The sequence below is a fragment of the Sphingopyxis sp. 2PD genome (assembly GCF_005503695.1).
Classification (GTDB): domain Bacteria; phylum Pseudomonadota; class Alphaproteobacteria; order Sphingomonadales; family Sphingomonadaceae; genus Sphingopyxis.
The window spans coordinates 141,309-162,754 of record NZ_SCMU01000003.1 but is presented as its reverse complement, the minus strand read 5'-3'; the positions used below and the strand labels follow the sequence as shown (position 1 = coordinate 162,754).

The following is a 21,446-nucleotide window of genomic DNA, read 5'->3' as shown; positions in this document are numbered from 1 at the left end:
AATCAGTATTGCGGCGGTAGCGCCGACGTTTCCGCGGCGACCGGTTCGTCGTCCGCCACGCTGGCGGGCGCAATCGCGGGGGCCGTCGCGACGCGACGTATCTCGCGCTGCGGCGGGTCCGGAAAGCGGCCGCCATAGCGATAGCCGTCATCGGGTTCGTCCGGTGGCGGCGGATCGAGGTCGACCGCGCCCAGCTCGCGAAACTCATGGCTCATCCGGTCTTCGCGATCGGCGCGGAGGCGCGCGGCGACGCCGTAGCTGTCGCGGCAATCGGGACAGGGCGCCGCTCCGCCGACGGGCGCCGCCGCGGCGTCGGGGTTCGCGCTGAGGTGCGAATAGGTCGCAGGCTCGCCCATTCCGCCGATCGATCGCGTTCCAACCGCCATCTCGCCGAGCAGCATCCCGGCAATGACCCCGGCCAGCGCCGCCGACGACCAGCGGAACAGCCGGACACCACGATGACGACTCGCGACGAAAGATAATTTCCTTGGCACGGCGCGATTTGGCCATGGGCGGGCGCCAGATGCAAGTGTGACGCCATCAAATTGCCCGCCTCTCGTCCGTTCGTCGACGGATGAACGGCTTTCGTCCGGTAATCGACCGGCCTTTCGCTCCGATCGATCCAAACGCGATTCTGATGACGTCTAGGGAGTATCACGGTTGTGCGGGATGCGGAGGTGCTGGTCTCCCCGGTCCAGAAACTCCGTGTCCCGCATCATCCCCCAAGAGAGGACTCCCCCATGGCGAAACTTTCCCTGATCCTGCTGACCGCGCCGATCGCGTGCGTTGGCCTGAGCGTCCCGGCTTTCGCGGCCGACGACGAAGACACACAGCGTAGCGTCGTCGTGCGCTATGACGACCTGAACCTGACGAGCGTGGAAGGGCGCGACCGACTGAACGCGCGGGTCAAGTCCGCCGTTCGCAAGGTTTGCGACAGCCGCCCGAACTACCGCCAGACCTTGCACGAGCGGGCATTGTCGCTGGAATGCGAAACCGCCACGCTGGCCGACGCGGATGTGAAGCTCGCCAGCCTGCTGAACGGCGACGGCACCCGGTTGGCCGATCGCGGCAAGACGATCACGGTCGCCGCGCCCTGACGGTGCGGAATGCGCCAACCAAAAAGGCTGTCATGCTGGAACAGCATGGCCGCCTTTTTGGTTCAGGCGTGCATGATGGACTTGACGTCGTGGAGATAGGTGCGGCCGACGCGGTGGATGCCGCCATCGCCCAGATCCACGCTCCACGCCCCGTCGCCATGATGTTTCAGCCCGACAATCCCGTCGCGACGAACCATTTTCGAGCGGTGAATGCGCATGAACTGATCGGGGTTCATCCGCGCTTCCAGTGATTTGATGGTCTGGTGAATGAGCCAGCTGCGCGCGCCGACGTGAAGCCGCATATAATCGCGCTCGGCTTCGATCAGATCGACCTGGCCCGCGTCGATGCGCAGCATTTCGCCGCGGTTCTGGACCCAGAATTCGTTGATCCATTTGCTCTTTTGCGTCGGCGCGCGTTCCGCCGCGCGCCATTCGCGCACCCGCGCGAGCGCACGGGCGAGGCGGTCGGGCGACACCGGTTTGAGCAGATAGTCGACCGCCGCGACGTCGAAGGCGGCGACCGCATATTGGTCGAATGCGGTGACAAAAATCACCGCCGGCGGATTGTCGAGCCGGTCGATCGCGGCGGCAACCTCCAGCCCGTTGAGATCGGGCATCGCGATGTCGCACAGGACGAGATCGGGGGCGAGGGCGTCGACCATGCGGAGTGCCGAGGCGCCGTCGCTGGCGGTGCCGACCAGCGATACGCCGTCCTGCTGGCCGGTCAGGATCTGCAGGCGTTCGATCGCCAGCGGTTCGTCATCGACGATCAGGGTACGCAGCGTCTGGATCATCAGCGAGCCTCTCGTGATAATGGCAGCCAGAGCGACACGACGAAGCCGCCATCGTCCGACGGTCCCCACTCGCACCCTGCGGTCGGACCGTAACGCGTGAGCAGTCGTTCGCGAACATTGCCGAGGCCGAGCCCGGTTCCCGACGCCGGGGTCGGCGCCTTGGGATCGATGTCGTTGTCGATGCGCAGCACCAGCAGCCCATATTCGGCGCTGGCGTGCAACCGGATCGCGATTTTGCCCTTGGTCGGCGCGACGCCATATTTAATCGCATTTTCGATGATCGGTTGCAGGATCAACACCGGGACGCAGGCGTTTTTTAGTTCGTCGGGCATCGTCACCTCGACCTGTAAACGATCGGGAAAACGCGTTTGCTCGATTTCGAGATACAGGCGTTGCAGCGCGATTTCTTCGTCAAGGCTGACAAGCTGTTCGGGGTCGATCGCAAGGCTGGAACGCAGGAAGGACGACAGGTTCATGATCATCGTCTCTGCCTCGCTCTTCGATCCTTTCAGGACGAGCGTCGACAGTGAGTTGAGCGTGTTGAACAGGAAATGCGGGTTCACCTGATAATGCAGCGCGCGCAGCTGGGCATTTTTGGCCTCCAGCCGGAAATGATTGGCGCGCCGTTCGACCGCGCGCATTTCGTTCGCATAGCCGAAGGCGACATAGAGCGCCGCCCAGACGGCAAAGAAGAAATACCAGCGGATCGAGCTGTCGAGAATCAGGATCGTTTCCCACGCGCCGGGGAACTTCGCCTGCATTTCCTCGATGATCCGCGTCGCTTCGGGAACCGGGAACCAGTAATAAAAGACGAGCAGGTTGACCGAGGCATAGACGATCACCAGCGGCACCGCGGCGCCGAGCGCGGCGGCCAGGCGCGCGCCGAAACTCTGTGGCTGCGCGCGTTGCAGTAACTGGTAGAGGACAAAGGTGCATAAAATGCCCGCCACGACCACGATCGCGCGGCGCCAGATCGACGACAGCGGTTCCGCCACGCCGGTCAGCATCGCGAGGCCCGTGGTGATCAGGAAATAAATCACCCACATCGCGACGATCGAACCGATCGCGACCCGCGGGTTGACGCGTGCGTCGGAGGCGCGCCAGTCGGGCGCCGCCGCCAACATTTTTGCGCGCTGATCACGCAGCGCGTCCTTGCGTAGAGCCATGTTCATTGCGCCTGCTTTAGCGCCAAAACCGACCCTGACGCTAGCAGACGGAGGGCCGCCAGTCGAACCCCCGGGCGCTTTGGTCGAAAGCCGGTGCGTCGGTCGTCACCCCAGCCGGGCCAGCGCGGCGGTCAGCCGGTCCGCTTCTGCTTCCTTCGCGGCATGGTCGGCGCGCGCCTTTTCGACCGCTTCGGGCTTGGCGCGTTCGACGAACGACGGGTTATTAAGGCGGCCCGCAAGGCCGTCGCGTTCCTTGACCGCGGCGGCGAGCGCCTTGGTGAGGCGGTCGCGTTCGGCGGCGATGTCGATCACGCCTTCGAGCGGGACGGTGATCGTCTCACCCTCGACGACGAGCTGTGCCGACGCGCCCGCAGGGGCGGGATCGAAGCTGATCGTTTCGAGCCGCGCGAGACGGTCGAGTTGCGCGGCGAGCTTTTCGGTGCGGCCTTTCAGCGACGCCGGGAAATGCGCGGTCAGGCGCGCACCCGGCGGCAGGCCGAGTTCGGCCTTCGCACCGCGCAATTCGCTGACCAGCTTGATCAGCCAGTCGATATCGGCGCTGGCCTCGGCATCGCGCGCGGCGTTCGGCGCGGGCCATTTGGCGGTGATCAGCGGATAGTCGGCACGGTCGCCCAGCCCGGTCCACAACTCTTCGGTGATGAAGGGCATGAAGGGGTGGAGCATGACGAGGATCTGGTCGAGCACCCAGCCCGCCACCGCCTTGGTCTCGTCGTCGATCGCGCCCTTGATCAGCTCGAGATACCAGTCGCAGAACCGGTCCCAAGCGAAGCTGTAGATGGCATTCGCGGCCTCGTCGAAGCGGTAGGCGGCGAAGGCGGTTTCCATCGCGGTGACGTTCGCGGCGACTTCGCCGATGATCCAGCGGTTGACCGGCAGCGTCGCGGCCGGCGCCTCGAAGCTGGTCGAGGCCGAAATGCCATTGGCTTCGCAGAAGCGCGCGGCGTTCCAGAGCTTAGTCGCAAAGTTGCGATAGCCCGCAAGGCGCGCGTCATCCATCTTGATGTCGCGGCCCTGGCTTTCCATCGCCGCCATGAAGAAGCGCAGCGCATCGGCGCCATATTGGTCGATCAGCCCGAGCGGGTCGACGACATTGCCCTTCGACTTCGACATCTTCGCGCCGTCGGGCGCGCGGACGAGACCGTGGAGATAGAGCGTCTTCCACGGGACATCGCCCATGAACTCCATCCCCTGCATCGCCATGCGCGCATCCCAGAAGAACAGGATGTCGAAGCCCGAGATGAGGACGTCATTGGGGTAGTGGCGTTTGACGAGGTCGGTGTCTTCGGGCCAGCCGAGGGTGGCGAAGGGCCAGAGGGCGGAGGAGAACCAGGTGTCGAGAACATCCTCGTCGCGTGTCAGGGTAACGCCTGTGCCCGCTTCAGCCTGTGCCTCTTCTTCGGTTTCGGCGACGAAGATGCGGCCGTCTTCAGCGTACCACGCCGGAATCCGGTGCCCCCACCAAAGCTGGCGCGACACACACCAGGGCTGGATATTCTCCATCCAGTTGAAGAAGGTCTTTTCCCATGTCTTGGGCACGATATTGATGTGCCCGTCGCGCACCGCCGCCATCGGCGGCTGCGCGAGCGTTTCGGCGTCGACATACCATTGGTCGGTCAACCACGGCTCGATCACCACGCCGCCGCGGTCGCCGAAGGGGGTCTGGATGGTGCGCGGTTCAGCGTCGTGTTCTTTGCCGTCCTTGTCGATATGCGGGATCAGGAAGCCGCCTTCCTTCATCCGCGTCACGACCAGTTCGCGTGCGCCATCGACATCGTCGCGTTTGAAACGGTGGAGGCCCAGATATTCGGCGGGGATCAGCTCGTCGGCAGTCTGGATGACGTTCGCATCGCCGTCGAGCATGTTGAGCATTTCGCCGGGCTTGAAGCCCGCGCGCTTGCCGACGTCGAAGTCGTTGAAATCATGCCCCGGCGTAATCTTCACCGCGCCGCTGCCCAGCTCGGGATCCGCATGTTCGTCGGCGATGATCTTGAAACGGCGCCCGGTGATCGGCTGGAGGATGTCCTTGCCGATCACGCTCTTGTAGCGCGGATCGTCGGGGTGCACCGCGACCGCCATGTCGGCGAGCATCGTTTCCGGGCGCGTCGTCGCCACTTCGATATAATCGCGGCCATCGTCAAGCGTCACGCCGTCGGCGAGCGAATATTTGAAGTGCCAGAAGCCGCCCTGAATCTCATGCGTCTCGACCTCAAGGTCCGAAATCGCGGTCTTGAGCTTCGGGTCCCAGTTCACCAGCCTTTTGTCGCGGTAGATCAGCCCTTTTTTGTGGAGGTCGACGAACACCTTGACCACGGCTCGCGTGAAATGCGGGTCCATCGTGAACTGCTCGCGCGACCAGTCCATCGAGCAGCCGAGGCGGCGGAGCTGGCCGGTGATCTGCCCGCCGCTTTCCGCCTTCCATTGCCACACCTTGTCGATGAAATCTTCGCGGCTGTAGTTGGTGCGCTTGTCCTGACTCGCCTCGAGCTGGCGTTCGACGACCATCTGCGTCGCGATGCCCGCATGGTCCATCCCGACGACCCACAAGGCATCCTTGCCGCGCAGCCGCTCGTAGCGGACGAGCACGTCCTGCAGCGTGTTGTCGAGCGCATGGCCGATGTGCAGTGCCCCGGTGACGTTCGGCGGCGGGTTGACGATCGTGAAGGGGGTGGCATCCGGGCGGTGTGGGCGAAACAGCCCGCGGCTTTCCCACTCAGTGGCCCATTTCGCCTCGATTGCGGCGGGATCGAATGTTTTGTCCATCGGCATAATGCGCCGCGCTTTGCCAGCCATGGTGCGGCGCGGCAAGGGGTCAATGCCCCGTTTTCCTACATCGTCACCCCGGGCTTGATTCGCGGTCCATAACCGCCCGCGCAGCTATGGATGCCGGATCAGGTCCGGCATGACGATACTGGAATGCTATTTCTTCAAATGCTTGCCCATCCACCCGAACACCGTCTGATACCATTGGACGCTATTCTGGCCCTTCAGGATCCAGTGGTTTTCGTCGGGGAAGACCAGCAATTCGCCCGCAACGCCCCGCCGTTGTAACGCATGAAACGCCGCGAGGCTCTGGCTGTACGGAATGCGGAAATCCTTCTCGCCGTGGATCACCAGCATCGGCGTTTTCCACTTCGTCACATGGTTGACCGGATTCCATTTCTCGGCGTCGCGGCGCTCCCACCAAGGACCGCCATGATCATATTCGTCGAACCAAGTTTCCTCGGTCTCGAACGCCATCGCGCGCAGGTCGAACACCCCGGCGTGGTTGACCAGGCATTTGAAGCCGTCGGGCCACTGGCCCGCGATCCAGTTCATCATGTAACCGCCATAGGAGCCGCCGAGCGCGCAGGCGTTGGCGGTGTCGACATTGGCGTCCTGCGTCCCAGCGGCGGCGAGGCCGAGTTTGAGGTCTTCGAGCGGCTTGCCGCCCCAATCCTGGTTGATGCTGTCGGTGAACGCCTGTCCGTAACCGGTCGAGCCATGGAAATCGACGGTCACCGCGGCATAGCCTGGCGCCGAAAACAGCCGCGGGTTCCACCGCGTCGACCAGCTGTTGCCAAAGCTCGACTGCGGACCACCGTGGACGAGGAAGGCGACCGGGATCTTGCCCTTGGTATCGGCGGGTTTGACGATCTGCCCCCACACGGTGTCGCCGTTCGCGCCCTTGAAACTGAAGCGTTTGGCATCGACGGGGTCGAGTTCGGCCAACTGGGCGCGGTTGACGTCGGTCAGACGGGTAATCTTGCCCTTGGCGTCGCGCGTCCAGAGGTCGGTCGGCACCGCGACGCTGTTACGCGAGTAGAGCAGCGCGCCGCCGGGCAGCGGGGTGACGTCGCCGATATTGCCCTCATAGGCTTCGGTGGTGGCCTTGAGCTTTGTCACCTTGCCGGTCTTCACATCGACGCGGAACACGGGGTGATCGAGCACGTCCTGCGCGGTGACATAGAGCGACTTGCCGTCCGCGGCCCACGCGATCGAACCCACGGAGCGATCCCATGCGTCAGTCAGCTTGCGCGTTTCGCCGGTTGAATGATCGCGCAGCATGAGCACCTGCCGGTCGGCCTCATACCCCGGACGCGCCATCGCGGCATAAGCGAGCCATTTGCCGTCGGGCGAGGGGGTGGGGAGGGTGTCGGTCGCCTGATTTTCGGCCGTGAGGTTCCGCGGCATCATCCGGCTGTCGACCAGCCAGCTATAGATATCGAGGTTGGTCGAGGTCGGCTCGTCCTTGTCGGCCTTGCGCAGCGTGAAATACACGGTGCGGCTGTCGGCGCCCCACGCCAGTTCCTCGCCACCGCCAAAGGGTTTCGACGGGCTGTCACCGGTCAGGCCGACATCGACGGCGCGCGCGTTCGTCGCCTTGCCCCCGTCGAGGTTGAAGACAAAGGGGCGGCTGTAGGTGCCGGGGGTTTCCCAGCTGTCCCAATGGCGAACGAAGCCCACGCCGTCCTTGTACAGGCGGCCGGTGCCGGGGCCAGGCTGGGCGCCCTTGTCCTTCGCGTCGCAGCCGAAATCGGTGCATTCGCGCGGCACGTCGCCCCACGCGAGCAGGCGCTGGCCGTCGGGCGAAATCTTGAAACCCGAAACGTCGGCCACGGTGTCGGTAACCTGCGCGGCGGCGGCGCCAGTGGTGGGATCGACACGCCAAACCTGGCTTTTGCCGCTGGTGTTCGAGAGGAAATAGAGGCTGCCGTCGGGGTGGAACGCGGGGGCCGATTCATTCTTGTCGGCGGTGTCGGCGATGCGTCCCGGCGCGGCATTCTTTGCATTGCGGTCCACCAACCACAAGCCGGTCGAGCGCTTGTAGGTTGCGGCGTCGGTCTCGGTCATCTGGAACACCACCCAGCGGCCGTCGGGTGACGCAGTCGGCGCCGCGACGCGCTTCAGCGTGGCGAGATCGACCTCGGTCATCGGGCGCGCAAAAGCCGGGGTGGACAGGGCAGCAGCGAGCGCCAGGGCGCTGGTCAGGATATGGTTTCGCATGAAAGCGGTTTAGCGGGGTAGGGCGCGCGTTCAAGCGTGTTCGTCGATTGCGGGTTCAGGGCGTCCGGTTTGGGGTGGTTTTAAGCCATTCCCCTCCCTTCCAGGGAGGGGTTAGGGGTGGGTGCGAGCGAAGCGAGCCGAGGCAGAATGCCGCCTTCGGCGGCTACCCACCCCCAGCCCCTCCCTAAAAGGGAGGGGAGAAGACATGTCCGCTATCGGTCGCTACCGGACGATCACGCCGCCCTTCATCACATGGTCGATCTTTTCGAGTACTGCGATGTCGGCAAGCGGGTCGGCCTTTACCGCGACCATATCGGCATAGCGGCCGGGCACGATCGCGCCGATGTCGCCCCGGCCCATCTCGATCGCGGCGCGGCCGGTGGCGGACTGGATCGCCTGCATCGGCGTCATGCCATATTTAACCATATTGCGGAATTGCCGCGCGTTCAGCCCGTGCGGATAGACGCCGGCGTCGGTGGCGTAACCGATATTCACCCCCAGCTCGACCGCACGGCGAAAGGCGGCGCGCTGGGCGTCGGTGGTTTCGCGGTTCTTGCGCAGATATTCCTCGGGCCAGCCCTCTTTGGTGCCGACATCGTCAATGTAGGTACCGTTATAGATGTCCATCGCCAGCCAGGTGCCGCGCGCCCTTGCAAGCTGGAGCGCTTCCTCGTCAGCGAGGCTCGCGTGCTCGATGCTGTCGACCCCGGCGTTGATCGCGACCTTGATCCCCTCGGCACCATGGGCATGGGCGGTGACCTTTTTGCCGCGCGCATGGGCCACCGTCACCACCGCACGCAGATATTCCTCTGACATCTCGACCGCGCCGGGTTCGGTGCCGATCGCCAGCACCGCGCCGGTGGCGATCGTCTTGATGAAATCGGCGCCGCTATCGAGCAGGAAGATGGTCTTGGCCGCCGCTTCTTCAGGCGTTGCTGCAACGCCCAGCCGCATATCGGGGGGCAATTGGTCGTTGGGCACGACGCCGTTCAATTCGCCGCCGCCCTTGGGGATCGTGATATAGGCGCCCGCGACCCACATCCGCGGTCCCGGCACATCGCCCCGTTCGATCGCGTTGCGCAGCGTCACGTCGGTCAGGCCGCGATAGGTGCCGACGTCGCGTACGCTGGTGAACCCCGCGTCCAGCGTGACGCGGGCGTTGCGCGCGCCGACAAGGACGGTTTCGGCGGGCGACGCCTTGATCGGCGCGGCAAGGTCGGCGCTCTGGCCGAGATCGGCGAGATGGGTGTGAAGGTCGATCAGCCCGGGCAGGACGGTGAAGCCCGACCAATCGAGCCGCGTCGCGCCCGCGGGCGTTTCGCCGCAGGGGGCGACCGCCTTGATCTGTTCGGCCTCGATCGTGATGCATTGGTCGGTGCGAACGTCGTCGGTCACGCCGTCGATCAGCCGTCCGGCCTGAACATAGATCGTCTGCGCCATCGCAGGCGTCGCGGCCACCGCGGCCGCGAGCGCTACGATCAGATGGCGGTGTCGAAGGCATTGCACTGGCGCGGGTCCCCCGATTGCAGGCCGCGGCGCAGCCATGTCATGCGTTGTTCGCTGGTGCCATGGGTAAAGCTTTCGGGAACCGGACGCTGCCCCGCCGAACGCATCAGCGTGTCGTCGCCGATCGCATTCGCCGCGCGCATCGCCTCTTCCATATCGCCCGGCTCCATCACCGGCTGACCCGCCGCAGTGCGCGCGCGCGCCGCCCAGACACCCGCGTAGCAATCGGCCTGCAATTCCATGCGGACCTGCAGCGAGTTGCCTTCCGCCTGCGAGCTGCGCGCCTGCGCCTGACGGACCTGGTTCGAAATCCCGCTGATCGTCTGGATATGATGGCCGACCTCGTGCGCGATCACATAGGCCTGCGCCGCGTCGCCCGCGGCGCCGAATTTCTGTTCGAGTTCGTTGAAAAAGCTTGTGTCGAGATAGACGCCCTGGTCGGCGGGGCAATAGAAGGGGCCCATCGCCGCCTGCGCAGCGCCGCAATCCGAACTGTTGCGTTCGGTAAAGAAGTTGAGCGTCGGCCTTTGGTAGCCGCTAACAAAGCCCTCCCAAACCGTGTGCGTCGATCCGAACACATTGCAGGCGAACCGTTCCGAAGCGGTGTCGCAGGCGACGTTCGCGCCGCCGCGGCTGTCCACCATCGGGTCAGCGGTTCCGCCGCCGCTGCTCAGCATATTGGCACCGGGGCCAAGCAGGAAAAAGGCGACCGCCCCGATCAGCAGGATCGTCCCGCACCCCATCTTGCGCCCGAGCAGCATCGGCAGGAAACCGATCAGCAGCCCGCCAAGGCCGCCGCCACCCCCGCCAAAACCGCCGCCCCCGCCGCGGCCGAGGTCGCGAATATCGTCGCCGGGATCATAATCGTCGAGGCGCATTGGGGTTCTCCGCCGCTAAAGTGTCTGTCCGTCCCGATAGTTACAGCAGCGCCGGGCAATTGAAAGAGACTTCGCGCGCGACGCGGCGCTTGCATTCATCTATGCTGCGGCGCACCAATCGCGCTTTCGCGGACCAAAGGAACCCCCGAGTCCATGCCACGCCGTGCCGCCACCGCCGCGCTCCCGCTTCCCGACCTCGTCGTGCTTGTCCTGCAAGGCGGCGGCGCGCTCGGCGCGTTCCAGGCGGGGGTTTACGAGGCGATGATCGACCTTGGCATCGAACTCGATTGGGTCGCGGGGATTTCGATCGGCGCGGTCAACGCCGCGATCATCGCGGGTAACCCGCGCGATCAGGCGGTGGGCAAGCTGCGCGAGTTCTGGAGCGGCGTGTCGTCGGCGATGCCGTCGCTGCCAACCGCCGACAACGACTGGGCGCGCGAATGGGCGCATATGGCGGCGGCCGGGCAGGTGATGGCGTTCGGCGTCCCCGGCTTTTTCACCCCGCGCTTCCCGCCGCCGATGTTTGCCGAGCGGCAGACGCCCGAGGCGGTGAGCTTTTATGACACCAAGCCGCTGGTCGAGACGCTCGACCGCCTTGTCGACTGGGACCGGGTGAACAGTGGCAAGGTGCGGCTGTCGGTCGGCGCGGTGGCGGTCGAGACCGGGAATTTCCGCTATTTCGACACCCGGATCGACACGATCGACGCGCGGCATATTCTGGCTTCCGGCGCGCTGCCGCCGGGGTTGCCGCCGGTCGAGATCGACGGCACCTGGTATTGGGATGGCGGGCTGGTGTCGAACACCCCGCTCGAGCATGTCGTCGATGCCGCCAAGGAGGATATGCTGGTGTTTCAGGTCGACCTGTTCCCCGCGCGCGGCGAGCGACCGCACGACATGGAAGAAGCCTGGTCGCGCGAGAAGGATATTCGCTATTCCAGCCGTACGCGGCGGATTTCGGACGGGCTGGTGCGACGGCGCAAGGAGCATCAGCTGATCGACCGGATGCTGGCGAAGCTCCCGGCGGAGGCGCTGGACCTGCCCGAGGTCAAGGCGGTGCAGCGCATGGTCGATTGCAAGGCGCTGAACGTCGTTCAGCTGATCCACCAGCCGCCGAAATGGCAAACCGGGGCGCGCGATTTCGAATTTTCGCGCTCGACCATGGAGGCCAATTGGGCGCTGGGGCGCGCGGCGGTCGAAGCCGCGATGAAAGACGGGCACCTGCTCGCCGACAGCATCGCCGAAGGGCGATCGGGCAGTTTTGCGGTGCAATCCGACGCGCTGCGTTCCAAGGCCGATCCCGACATCAACTGAATATTCTTCCATCGAAAGGACTTGCACCATGCGTCTCAAAGGAAAAACCGCGCTCGTCACCGGATCGACGTCGGGGATCGGGCTGGGCATCGCCAAGGCGCTGGCGAGCGAGGGCGCGAATCTGATCATCAACGGCTTTGGCGACGCCGCGGCGATCGAGGCCGAGCGCGCTGCGCTCGAAGGCTTGAGCGGCGGCAAGGCGAGCTATGACGATGCCGACCTGACCAAGGTCGAGGCGATTGCCGAGATGTTCGCGCGCGCCGATGCCGATATGGGCGGCGTCGACATCCTGGTGAACAATGCCGGGACGCAGTTCGTGTCGCCGATCGAGGATTTCCCGGTCGAGAAATGGGATCTGATCCTCGCGCTCAACCTGACGTCGGCGTTTCACACCATCCGTCACGCCGTCCCCGGCATGCGCAAAAAGGGGTGGGGCCGGATCATCGGCACCGCATCGGCGCACTCGCTCGTCGCCTCGCCGTTCAAATCGGCCTATGTCGCGGCGAAGCACGGGCTGGTCGGAATGACCAAGGCGGTCGCGCTGGAAGTCGCGGATGCCGGGATCACCGCCAATTGCATCAGCCCCGGCTATGTCTGGACCCCGCTGGTCGAGGGGCAGATTCCCGACACGATGAAGGCGCGCGGGATGACGCGCGAGCAGGTGATCAACGACGTGCTGCTGGCGGGCCAGCCGACCAAGCAGTTCGTGACCGTCGAACAGGTCGCGGCGCTGGCGTCTTTCCTGACGCGCGACGAAGCGGCGAACATCACCGGCGCGAACCTGAGCGTCGATGGCGGGTGGACCGCTGCCTAAGCCTTGAGCATTCTCCTTTCCCCTCCTAAGGTTAACGCAGCCGGACCAGGGGAGAGACGGAGAATGAGGGGTCGCACCAAATATCTATTCGCCCTTATGCTGGGGGCGAGCGTCGGCGCATGCCAGACGGTGCCGAAAATACCGCCGTCGGCGGCCGACGAGCCGCCCGCCGCGGGAAGCTGGCGCGCCACCGCGACCGATGCCGACAAGGAACGAATTCGTGGCTGGTATTCCAGCTGGGAAGCGGCGCTCGCCGACGCCCGCGCCAAGGGGCATGGCGCCGAGATCGACCGCGAGGGCGTGCTGCTGCAACCGATGGCGGCGCTGCCCAACGCGCATCTGCCGGCGGGCGATTACCGCTGCCGGACGATCAAGGTCGGCGCCAAGGGGCGCGGCGGGCTCAGCTATATCGCCTATGGCTGGTTCCGCTGCCGCGTCGCGCCCGAACAGGGGCTGTCGAGCCTGACCAAGCTGACCGGGTCGCAGCGCCCCGTGGGGTTGATCTTTCCCGATCATCTGAAACGCCAGATTTTCCTCGGCACGCTCGAGCTCGGCGACGAGAAAATGGCGGTCAATTACGGCAGCGACCGGATGCGCGACATGGCGGGGCTGGTCGAACGGATCGGCGACAATCGCTGGCGTCTGGTGCTGCCCGCCCCGGCGTATGAATCACTGGTCGACGTGATCGAACTGGTGCCGGGGGGCTGAGAGAATCTAGGGGGGATTCTCCGTTTTCCCGTTCGTGTCGAGCGAAGTCGAGACACGCTTGGGGCGTGCTACGCTGCGGGGTGTCTCGACTTCGCTCGACACGAACGGAACAGAGTCGGCTCATCAGAGATTGGTACAGGGGAATGACGATGCAGAACTTATGGACGGGCGCCGCGGCGCTGGCGCTGATAACAGTGGGGGCCACCCCCGTGGCGGCGCAGCAGCTCGGCAGCGAAGTGCAGAAGCAGATGCCGTCGCTGATGAAAATTTACGACGATTTGCACGCCAACCCCGAACTCAGCTTCATGGAGGTCCGCTCGGCGGGCATCCTTGCGGCCGAAGCGCGCAAGCTGGGGTTTGAGGTGACCGAGAAGGTCGGCGGCACCGGCATCGTTGCGGTGATGAAGAACGGCCCCGGGCCGGTCGTCATGGTTCGCGCCGACATGGACGGGCTGCCGGTGACCGAACAGACGGGGCTGCCGGGCGCGTCCAAGATACGCGTGACCACCGCGGATGGCGTCGAGACCGGCGTAATGCACGCCTGCGGCCACGACACGCATATGACCGCGTGGGTGGGCGTCGCGCGGCTGATGGCGGCGAACAAGGCGAATTGGTCGGGGACGCTGGTGATGATCGGCCAGCCCGCCGAGGAACGCGGCGCCGGGGCGCGGATGATGCTGGCGGACGGGCTTTATACGCGCTTTCCCAAGCCCCAATATGCCCTCGCGTTCCACGACGCGGCGCAGTTTCCTGCTGGGGTGATCGGCTATACGCCGGGCTATGCGCTCGCCAATGTCGACAGCGTCGATATCTTGGTCAAGGGCGTCGGCGGCCACGGCGCCTATCCGCAAACGACCAAGGACCCGATCGTGCTGGCCAGCCGCATCGTGTCGACATTGCAGACATTGGTATCGCGCGAGATCAGCCCGCTCGACAGCGCGGTGGTGACCGTCGGCAGCTTTCACGCCGGGGCGAAGCACAACATCATTTCGGACGAAGCAAAGCTGCAACTGACGGTGCGCAGCTACACCGATGCGGTGCGCGAACATCTGCTCGACGGCATTGCGCGCGTCGCCAAGGGCGAGGCGATTGCGGCGGGAGTTCCGGAGGACAAGATGCCGGTCGTGACCGTACAAAAGGACGAATATACCCCCTCCACCTTCAACACTCCCGATTTCACCGAGGAGATGGCGGCGTATCTGAAAATCAGTTTCGGCGACAAGCGTGTGGTCCAGGTGCCGCCGGTGATGGGCGGCGAAGATTTCGGCCGCTTTGCGCGCGACGACAAGGACATCAAAAGCCTGATCATCTGGGTCGGCGGGGTGCCGCAGGCCGAATATGACGCGGCGAAGAAGGAAGGGCGGACGCTGCCCAGCCTGCACTCGCCCTTCTGGGCGCCCGATGCCCCGGCGGTAATTTCGACCGCGACCGAGGCGCTGACGGCGATGGCGATGAAGCTTTTGACCAAGGCCTAACAGGAGAAGCCGACCTTTTCCGACACCATGTTCCCCATATGGTCAATCCGGCGTTGGCGTCGTTTTCCAAATTTATTGGGATGGACCTGTTCCTGAGGCTGTGGTGAGCAAATGACATGTCTATCCATGAACCTGCTCCAGGCTTGTCCGCGTGTCTCACCGATCGGGAAATGGAAATTCTGCGTCTGTTGGTTGCGGGCCACACCGTCAAGACGATAGCAGCGCGACTGGGACGTTCAGAAACCTCGATCAACGAGCGATTGCGATCGGCGCGCCGCAAGACAGGTGTCGGCAGCAGCCGTGAGTTAGCGCGGCTTTTGGATATCCAAAAAACTTGTGACGAAAATATCGATCTTTCGACGTCGCGTTTCGTAGTGAAGAACTTGGCGCACACCGCAACCGTCCGGGTTCGCGGCTCGAAAGGAATGATCGTCATGTTTATCACAATTGTCTTGGCCGCCGCGGGATTGATGGTTGCCACTGCGCCTTCGGCCGATCAGTTCGTACAAGCGCGCGCCGCTTACGGTACCGCATCCCAGCCCATGCCGCTCGTCGGCAGCTGGGCGCTGGATGCGTCGCTCATGCCGGGACGCGAACGCCCGCAGCGGGTCGTCATCACGTTCCGCGCCGCGCAGGACGGAAAATGGACGACGCTGGTCGAAATCGTCGCGCCTGACGGCAGCACCAAGCGCGCCGAATCCATCGCTGCGCTTGATGGCATCCCGGTGCCGGTCAACGGCAATATGGATATCATCGACAGCGTTGCCCTGCGGCAGCCGGCGCCCGATACATTGGTCATGACTTTGGGAAAGGCCGGCGAGCGCGTGTCGACGCGCGTCTACACCGTTGCCAAGGATATGAAGTCGATGACCGAAACAATCGTGTGGTCCGTCGACACTCGGCAAAATCTGGAAACGACCCATTTCAATCGAATCGATTGATGGACCCTGATTTTGGTCTCATCCGTCGATCGCGCAGGCTAGCAACGCCCGCCCAACTTCGGCACCCGACTTGCCCATCGGGTCGCCCTGTGACTTTCCGCTACGTTGCAACACGCCGTGGGCGGCAAATCAGGTGCGGCATCCTAAGTTTCGGTCGTCATTCGCACTTGGCATCCGTGAAACTACCACCGCGGCCCGCCCCCTCGGTAAAGCGTTTCGCTCCCGCCGCGGCGCCTTCGCGCAAGGGTGCGACCCCGGCATGGGCTTCCTGAGCCAGCGCGCCTTCAAGGTCGAAATCCCATTGGCCGTAAACGCTCAGCCGGTCGCTGGTCATGCACAATTGCGGAAAGGCAGCGATCTGTTTGGCGAGGGTGATCGCGGCGGACAGCGCTTCGCCGTCGGGGACGACGCGGTCGGCGAGGCCGATGCGCTGGGCTTCGGCAGCGTCGACCGGGCGCCCGGTCAGGATCATGTCGAGCGCGCGGCCTTGCCCGACAATGCGCGGCAGGCGGACGGTGCCGCCGTCGATCAGCGGCACGCCCCAGCGGCGGCAATAGACGCCGAACACCGCGCTGGCCGCGGCGACGCGCAGGTCGCACCACAGCGCGAGTTCAAGCCCGCCCGCGACTGCGTGGCCCTCGACCGCGGCGATCACCGGCTTGCCCAGCAGCATCCGCGTCGGCCCCATCGGGCCAGGGCCGTCGGGGTCGTAGCGCGAGGCGCCGACGGCATTGAGGTCGAAGCCGGCGCAAAAATGCCGGTCGCTGCCGGTGAGTATCGCGACGCGCGCTTCACTGTCGTCGGCAAAGTCGGCGAACGAAGCGCGCAGCGCGGCGGCTGTGTCGGGATCGACCGCGTTTCGGCGCGCGGGACGGTCGATGGTGACGATGGTGACGGGGCCATCGCGGGTGATGACGACGGACAATCAAACCTCCCTTGTTGCCGGGCTGTCGCCGGGATCGGCATTTTTTTGGGCTAGCATGGTCGGGCAGGGTCTTGAAACGGTCATATTCCCCACCTAAATCTTACGTATGCGGGCCGGGCCCCTCTGGCGTCGGCGGGATTTTTCCTGCCACGTGATGTCGGACCGCATCGGGTGACACCGATGCTCTGGGCCTACCTCCCCCCTTACACCCGGGTCCGGCATCGGCGTCACCTGCTTGATTTTCAATCAGGAGGCCCATTTTCATGACGCTTAATCCCAATCTCTATCGGCTGACCCTGCTGCATCGCCAGCTGGACGAGGCGGCGCGGCGCGAGGCGCGGCGGCGCGGGGCCGATCCGTTCCGCCTGCTGCGGCTGAAGACGCTGAAGCTTGCGGTCAAGCGGCGCCTGGCGGCGATTTCGCTGCGTCCGGCGCTCGCGCGCTAATCCATCCTAATCAAGACCGGAAGCGTCGTCCCGCCGGGGCGGCGCTTTCTGGCGTTCACCAGGGACTATCACCATGGAATTTCTGTTTGCCGACTGGCTGGGCACCCCGGCCTGGTTCTGGCTGGCGTTCATCGCGCTGGTCGTGGCGCTCACCGCCTTTGACCTTGGCATCCTGAACAAGGAAAACAAGGAAATGGGGATCGGCGAGAGCCTGAAGCTCTCGGCGCTCTATATCGGCATCGCGATGGCGTTCGGCGCCTGGGTATGGGCCGCGAAAGGCGGCGAGGCGGGGCTGCAATATTACACCGGCTTCTTTATCGAGAAGGCGCTATCGATCGACAACATCTTCGTCATCTCGCTGATCTTCGCCACCTTCGCGATCCCGCCGCGCTACCAGTATCGCGCGCTGTTGTGGGGCATTGTCGCAGTGATCGTGCTGCGCGGGATCATGATCGCGGGCGGCGCGGCGCTGGTCACCGAATATGAGTGGCTGCTCTATGTGTTCGCCGCGTTCCTGGTGTTCACGGGGATCAAGATGCTGTTCGCGGGCGACAAGCCGATGGACGTCGCGGGCAACCCGGTGGTCAAATGGCTGTCGCGCCATATCCCGATCACCAACGAGCTGCACGGCGAGAAATTCTTTGTGCGTGTGCCGGACAGCAAGACCGGCAAGCTGGTACTGGCGGCAACGCCCTTGTTCCTCGCGCTCGTCGTCATCAACCTCGCCGACCTCGTGTTCGCGGTCGACAGCGTGCCGGCGATCTTTGCGATCACCACCGATACCTTCATCGTCTATACTTCGAACATCATGGCGATCCTCGGCCTGCGCGCGCTCTATTTCGCGCTGTCGGCGATGGTGCACCGTTTCCATTACCTCAAATATGCGCTCGCGCTGGTACTGGTGTTCATCGGGTCGAAGATCTTCGTCGCCGATTTCATCCTCGGCGGCGACAAATTCCCGCCGCTGGTCAGCCTGGGCGTGACCGTCGCGCTCATCGCGGGCGGCGTGATCTGGTCGCTGGTCAAGACGCGCGACGAGGAAGCGGTCCTGCCGCAATAAAAATGTCCGCCGGAAGCCCGTATAAGCTTCCGGCGGACAGGCTTTCCTCCCCAGGAAAGCTCGGGAGGCGCGGGAGCTGGGTCGCTAGCCCCCGCACCAAGCGGGGTGGCGCGAGCGGGTGCAACGGGCCGCTCGCGCCGAACTCGTGTCAGGCGGCGAACTGGTTCATCGTATTGTCCTTGCCCGCGGCCTTGAGCGCCGCTTCGCCGGCGAAATATTCCTTGTGATCGTCGCCGATGTCGCTGCCTGACATATTCTGGTGCTTCACGCAGGCGATACCCTGGCGGATCTCGGCACGCTGAACGCCCTTGACGTAACCCAGCATCGCTTCGTCGCCGAAATATTCCTTGGCGAGGTTGTCGGTGCTGAGCGCCGCGGTGTGATAGGTCGGCAGCGTGATCAGGTGGTGGAAGATGCCCGCCCGCTTCGCGGCGTCGCGCTGGAAGGTGCGGATGCGGTTGTCGGCTTCTTCGCCGAGCGGGGTCGCGTCATAATCGACGCTCATCAGCTTGGCGCGGTCATAGGCGCTGACATCCTTGCCCTCTGCCTGCCAGGCGTCGAACACTTGCTGGCGGAAGTTGAGCGTCCAGTTGAAGCTCGGCGAATTGTTATAGGCCAGCTTCGCATTGGGGACGACTTCGCGGATGCGGTCGACCATGCCGGCGATCTGTTCGATATGCGGCTTTTCGGTCTCGATCCAAAGCAGGTCGGCGCCGTTCTGCAGGCTCGCGATGCAGTCCATGACGCAGCGGTCCTCGCCGGTTCCGGGGCGAAACTGATAGAGGTTTGAGGGCAGGCGCTTCGGGCGCATCAGCTTGCCGTCGCGGTTGATCAGCACGTCGCCCGGGTTGCCCGCGCCTTCGACCTCTTCGCAGTCGAGATAGCTGTTATACTGGTCGCCAAGGTCGCCGGGCTCCTTAGAGAAGGCGATCTGCTTGGTCAGACCCGCGCCGAGGCTGTCGGTGCGCGTGACGATGATGCCATCCTCGACGCCGAGTTCCATGAAGGCGTAGCGGCAGGCGCGGATCTTCGCGATGAAATCCTCGTGCGGCACGGTGACCTTACCGTCCTGGTGGCCGCACTGCTTTTCGTCGGAAACCTGGTTCTCGATTTGCAGCGCGCAGGCACCCGCCTCGATCATTTTCTTGGCGAGAAGATAGGTCGCTTCGGCGTTGCCGAAGCCCGCGTCGATGTCGGCGATGATCGGCACAACGTGCGTTTCATGATTGTCGATCGCCGCCTGAACCTGCTTCGCCTTGAGCTCGTCGCCTTCGGCGCGCGCGGCGTCGAGATCGCGGAACAGCATGCCGAGCTCGCGCGCGTCGGCCTGGCGGAGGAAGGTGTAGATTTCCTCGATCAGCGCCGGAACGCTCGTCTTTTCGTGCATCGACTGGTCGGGCAGCGGACCGAATTCGCTGCGCAGCGCGGCGATCATCCAGCCGGAGAGATAGATGTAGCGGCCCTTGACGGTGCCGAAATGCTTCTTGATCGAGATCATCTTCTGCTGCGCAATGAAACCGTGCCAGCAGCCGAGCGACTGGGTGTAGTTCGCGGGGTCGGCGTCATAGGCGGCCATGTCGGCGCGCATGATGCGCGCGGTGTAGCGGGCGACGTCGAGGCCAGTGCGAAACTTGTTCTGGGCGCGCATGCGGGCGACGCTTTCGCCGCTGATGCCGTCCCACGTGCCATCATAATCGCGGATGAGGCGGCCTGCCTGCGCCATGTCTTCGGTGTAGCCCATCGTTCGAATCCTTGTGGAGAGGTGATGGGCCGAAGGTGGCGAAAGTGCCGCACAAAGTGAAAAGCTTTGTCAATAATATTTGTGAAATATACCGTTCTGGTGCTAATGATCATGTAAACTAGTAAAGAAAGTTACATCGATGGCCGAGCGGCGGGTGTTTGCAGGGGCGGCGGTGCGGCGGGCGCGGCGCGATGCCGGAATGACGCAGGCGGCAATGGCCGAGGCGCTCGACATTTCGCCGAGCTATCTCAACCTGATCGAGCATGGGCAGCGCCCGCTGAGCGCGACGGTCATCGTCAGACTGGCCGAACGCTTCGATTTCGATGCGGCGAAACTCGGCGGCGAAGAGGTGCCGGGCGGGTTGGCGGGGTTACGGCGGCGGCTCGCCGACCCGCGTTTCGCCGACCTCGGGATCGGCGCGCAAGATGTCGAGGAGTGGTTGCAGAGCGCGCCGGCGACTGCCGCGGCCTTTGCGCGATTGTTCGATGCGGCACCCGAAGCGCGCGCCGATGTGTCGCAGGAAGCGCCCGAAGTTGCCGCGGTGCGCCGTGCGATCGAAAAATGGCGCAACCATTTTGCCGACCTCGACGCGAAGGCCGAGGAGCTGGCCGACGAGCTGCGGCTGGCGGGCGGCGATCTTTACGGCACGATTGCAGAGCGTTTGCGCACGCGGCACCAGCTGGGCATTCGCATCCTGCCGAGCGACGTCATGCCCGACCGGCTGCGCTGGCTCGACTGGCACGCACGGCAGTTGATGCTGAACGAGCTGCTCCGCCCCGCCTCGCGCACCTTTCAGGCGGCGGCGACATTGGCGCAGGTCGAGGCGAAGGGCGAGATCGACGCGCTGGTCGCGGGCGCCGAGTTCGCCGAACCCGCGGCGGCGCGCCTGTTCGAGCGGCATCTGGTCCATTATTTCGCCGCGGCGCTGATGATGCCGTACAGCCGGTTTTTGCGGGCGTGCGACGCGACCGGCTATGACCTGCTGCTGCTCCAGCGGCGCTTCGGTGCGGGCTATGAGCAGGTCGCGCACCGGCTGACGACGCTCCAGCGCGTCGGCGCGCGCGGACTGCCCTTTTTCATGCTGCGGATCGACCGCGCGGGGCAGGGCAGCAAGCGTTACGCCGGGGCGAGCCAGTCGCCGCTGGTCGATGGTGACGCGCGATGTCCGCTGTGGGGCGTCCATGAAGCATTCGCGCGACCCGGCGAAGTGATCGCCGACCTGATCGAGCTGGAGGACGGGTCGCGCTGGTTCACGCAGAGCCGCAGCGTCGCCGCGCCGGGCGCAACAGGCAGCGGTACGCCCGCGCGCTTTGCGGTGTGCGTCGGCGTCGATGCAAAGGTCGCGGCACCGCTCGTTGCCGCGCACGGGATCGACCTGATGCGATCCCCCGCGACGCCGACCGGACTCGGCTGCCGCCGCTGTACGCGCACCGGATGCGTGCAAAGATCGATGCCGCCGCTGGGACGGCCTTTGCGATTCCGCGAGGGCGAGCGAGGCGTTAGTGCCTTCGATTTTGCCGGGGATTGAGCAGCGTCCAGCTCGATACCGAGGAGATGTGGCGCAAAGAGCCGGGACGGCC

At 64.6% G+C, this 21,446-nt stretch carries 18 protein-coding genes; 9 read left to right on the top strand and 9 right to left on the bottom strand.

Annotated features, from left to right (window positions below; genetic code table 11):
• Positions 1–2 precede the first annotated feature (2 nt).
• A complete protein-coding gene (locus FFS18_RS04395; RefSeq protein WP_137869913.1) occupies positions 3–494 on the bottom strand; it encodes a hypothetical protein in 492 nt (163 codons plus the stop codon).
• Between the two features lie 246 nt (positions 495–740).
• On the opposite strand from FFS18_RS04395, the gene FFS18_RS04390 reads away from it, so the two are divergent.
• On the top strand, positions 741–1,097 hold the full coding sequence (locus tag FFS18_RS04390; RefSeq protein WP_120216022.1) for a UrcA family protein: 357 nt from the start codon (positions 741–743) through the stop codon (positions 1,095–1,097).
• A gap of 62 nt (positions 1,098–1,159) precedes the next feature.
• Here the strand turns inward: FFS18_RS04390 and FFS18_RS04385 are convergent, their stop codons facing one another.
• From FFS18_RS04385 to ypfJ, 6 genes are all read right to left on the bottom strand, one after another.
• The gene (locus FFS18_RS04385; protein WP_120216023.1) at positions 1,160–1,891 is read right to left on the bottom strand and encodes a LytR/AlgR family response regulator transcription factor; all 732 of its coding nucleotides are present in this window, start codon (positions 1,889–1,891) and stop codon (positions 1,160–1,162) included.
• A complete protein-coding gene (locus FFS18_RS04380; RefSeq protein WP_232014847.1) occupies positions 1,891–3,057 on the bottom strand; it encodes a sensor histidine kinase in 1,167 nt (388 codons plus the stop codon). Before FFS18_RS04380 ends, FFS18_RS04385 begins: the two co-directional genes overlap by 1 nt.
• Before the next feature lie 105 nt (positions 3,058–3,162).
• A complete protein-coding gene (locus tag FFS18_RS04375; protein WP_137869912.1) occupies positions 3,163–5,844 on the bottom strand; it encodes a valine--tRNA ligase in 2,682 nt (893 codons plus the stop codon).
• Positions 5,845–5,994: 150 nt separating this feature from the next.
• Positions 5,995–8,061 carry a S9 family peptidase gene (locus tag FFS18_RS04370; RefSeq protein WP_137869911.1) on the bottom strand — a complete coding sequence of 689 codons (2,067 nt, stop codon included), beginning with the start codon at positions 8,059–8,061 and terminating at the stop codon, positions 5,995–5,997.
• Between the two features lie 222 nt (positions 8,062–8,283).
• Complete coding sequence (locus tag FFS18_RS04365) at positions 8,284–9,501, bottom strand: metal-dependent hydrolase family protein (RefSeq protein ID WP_249340309.1); 1,218 nt, start codon at positions 9,499–9,501, stop codon at positions 8,284–8,286.
• Between the two features lie 38 nt (positions 9,502–9,539).
• Positions 9,540–10,445, bottom strand: a complete 906-nt coding sequence (gene ypfJ, locus FFS18_RS04360; protein WP_137869909.1) for a KPN_02809 family neutral zinc metallopeptidase — start codon at positions 10,443–10,445, stop codon at positions 9,540–9,542.
• 153 nt (positions 10,446–10,598) lie between these two features.
• On the opposite strand from ypfJ, the gene FFS18_RS04355 reads away from it, so the two are divergent.
• From FFS18_RS04355 to FFS18_RS04335, 5 genes are all read left to right on the top strand, one after another.
• Positions 10,599–11,756, top strand: coding sequence for a patatin-like phospholipase family protein (locus tag FFS18_RS04355; RefSeq protein WP_137869908.1), 1,158 nt, complete (start codon positions 10,599–10,601; stop codon positions 11,754–11,756).
• A gap of 28 nt (positions 11,757–11,784) precedes the next feature.
• Positions 11,785–12,570, top strand: a complete 786-nt coding sequence (locus tag FFS18_RS04350) for a 3-hydroxybutyrate dehydrogenase (protein WP_137869907.1) — start codon at positions 11,785–11,787, stop codon at positions 12,568–12,570.
• Positions 12,571–12,633: 63 nt separating this feature from the next.
• Positions 12,634–13,278, top strand: coding sequence for a DUF4893 domain-containing protein (locus FFS18_RS04345; protein ID WP_137869906.1), 645 nt, complete (start codon positions 12,634–12,636; stop codon positions 13,276–13,278).
• Between the two features lie 149 nt (positions 13,279–13,427).
• Complete coding sequence (locus FFS18_RS04340) at positions 13,428–14,753, top strand: amidohydrolase (protein ID WP_137869905.1); 1,326 nt, start codon at positions 13,428–13,430, stop codon at positions 14,751–14,753.
• Between the two features lie 116 nt (positions 14,754–14,869).
• A complete protein-coding gene (locus FFS18_RS04335; protein WP_137869904.1) occupies positions 14,870–15,694 on the top strand; it encodes a helix-turn-helix domain-containing protein in 825 nt (274 codons plus the stop codon).
• 157 nt (positions 15,695–15,851) lie between these two features.
• On the opposite strand, the gene FFS18_RS04330 is transcribed toward FFS18_RS04335, so the two are convergent.
• Positions 15,852–16,619, bottom strand: coding sequence for a crotonase/enoyl-CoA hydratase family protein (locus FFS18_RS04330; RefSeq protein ID WP_137869903.1), 768 nt, complete (start codon positions 16,617–16,619; stop codon positions 15,852–15,854).
• Between the two features lie 263 nt (positions 16,620–16,882).
• Here FFS18_RS04330 and FFS18_RS04325 point away from each other — a divergent pair, with 263 nt between their 5' ends.
• Both FFS18_RS04325 and FFS18_RS04320 read left to right on the top strand, forming a co-directional pair.
• The gene (locus FFS18_RS04325) at positions 16,883–17,065 is read left to right on the top strand and encodes a hypothetical protein (RefSeq protein WP_137869902.1); all 183 of its coding nucleotides are present in this window, start codon (positions 16,883–16,885) and stop codon (positions 17,063–17,065) included.
• A 73-nt stretch (positions 17,066–17,138) separates the two neighbouring features.
• Positions 17,139–18,125 carry a TerC family protein gene (locus tag FFS18_RS04320; RefSeq protein ID WP_137869901.1) on the top strand — a complete coding sequence of 329 codons (987 nt, stop codon included), beginning with the start codon at positions 17,139–17,141 and terminating at the stop codon, positions 18,123–18,125.
• 148 nt (positions 18,126–18,273) lie between these two features.
• Here FFS18_RS04320 and FFS18_RS04315 read toward each other — a convergent pair whose 3' ends face one another.
• Positions 18,274–19,866 (bottom strand): isocitrate lyase, encoded by a 1,593-nt coding sequence (locus FFS18_RS04315; RefSeq protein ID WP_137869900.1) that lies wholly within the window; start codon positions 19,864–19,866, stop codon positions 18,274–18,276.
• A 139-nt stretch (positions 19,867–20,005) separates the two neighbouring features.
• On the opposite strand from FFS18_RS04315, the gene FFS18_RS04310 reads away from it, so the two are divergent.
• Positions 20,006–21,394 (top strand): helix-turn-helix domain-containing protein, encoded by a 1,389-nt coding sequence (locus FFS18_RS04310; RefSeq protein WP_137869899.1) that lies wholly within the window; start codon positions 20,006–20,008, stop codon positions 21,392–21,394.
• Positions 21,395–21,446 lie beyond the last annotated feature (52 nt).

What these genes read in the sequence shown, in the direction of transcription:
- FFS18_RS04385 (WP_120216023.1), bottom strand. Translation starts at nt 1,891, where the DNA reads ATGATCCAGACGCTGCGTACCCTGATCGTCGATGACGAACCGCTGGCG.
- FFS18_RS04350 (WP_137869907.1), top strand. Translation starts at nt 11,785, where the DNA reads ATGCGTCTCAAAGGAAAAACCGCGCTCGTCACCGGATCGACGTCGGGG.
- FFS18_RS04365 (WP_249340309.1), bottom strand. Translation starts at nt 9,501, where the DNA reads ATGGCGCAGACGATCTATGTTCAGGCCGGACGGCTGATCGACGGCGTG.
- FFS18_RS04390 (WP_120216022.1), top strand. Translation starts at nt 741, where the DNA reads ATGGCGAAACTTTCCCTGATCCTGCTGACCGCGCCGATCGCGTGCGTT.
- FFS18_RS04335 (WP_137869904.1), top strand. Translation starts at nt 14,870, where the DNA reads ATGTCTATCCATGAACCTGCTCCAGGCTTGTCCGCGTGTCTCACCGAT.
- FFS18_RS04355 (WP_137869908.1), top strand. Translation starts at nt 10,599, where the DNA reads ATGCCACGCCGTGCCGCCACCGCCGCGCTCCCGCTTCCCGACCTCGTC.
- FFS18_RS04315 (WP_137869900.1), bottom strand. Translation starts at nt 19,866, where the DNA reads ATGGGCTACACCGAAGACATGGCGCAGGCAGGCCGCCTCATCCGCGAT.
- FFS18_RS04325 (WP_137869902.1), top strand. Translation starts at nt 16,883, where the DNA reads ATGACGCTTAATCCCAATCTCTATCGGCTGACCCTGCTGCATCGCCAG.
- FFS18_RS04320 (WP_137869901.1), top strand. Translation starts at nt 17,139, where the DNA reads ATGGAATTTCTGTTTGCCGACTGGCTGGGCACCCCGGCCTGGTTCTGG.
- FFS18_RS04345 (WP_137869906.1), top strand. Translation starts at nt 12,634, where the DNA reads ATGAGGGGTCGCACCAAATATCTATTCGCCCTTATGCTGGGGGCGAGC.
- FFS18_RS04340 (WP_137869905.1), top strand. Translation starts at nt 13,428, where the DNA reads ATGCAGAACTTATGGACGGGCGCCGCGGCGCTGGCGCTGATAACAGTG.
- FFS18_RS04310 (WP_137869899.1), top strand. Translation starts at nt 20,006, where the DNA reads ATGGCCGAGCGGCGGGTGTTTGCAGGGGCGGCGGTGCGGCGGGCGCGG.
- ypfJ (WP_137869909.1), bottom strand. Translation starts at nt 10,445, where the DNA reads ATGCGCCTCGACGATTATGATCCCGGCGACGATATTCGCGACCTCGGC.
- FFS18_RS04370 (WP_137869911.1), bottom strand. Translation starts at nt 8,061, where the DNA reads ATGCGAAACCATATCCTGACCAGCGCCCTGGCGCTCGCTGCTGCCCTG.
- FFS18_RS04375 (WP_137869912.1), bottom strand. Translation starts at nt 5,844, where the DNA reads ATGCCGATGGACAAAACATTCGATCCCGCCGCAATCGAGGCGAAATGG.
- FFS18_RS04380 (WP_232014847.1), bottom strand. Translation starts at nt 3,057, where the DNA reads ATGGCTCTACGCAAGGACGCGCTGCGTGATCAGCGCGCAAAAATGTTG.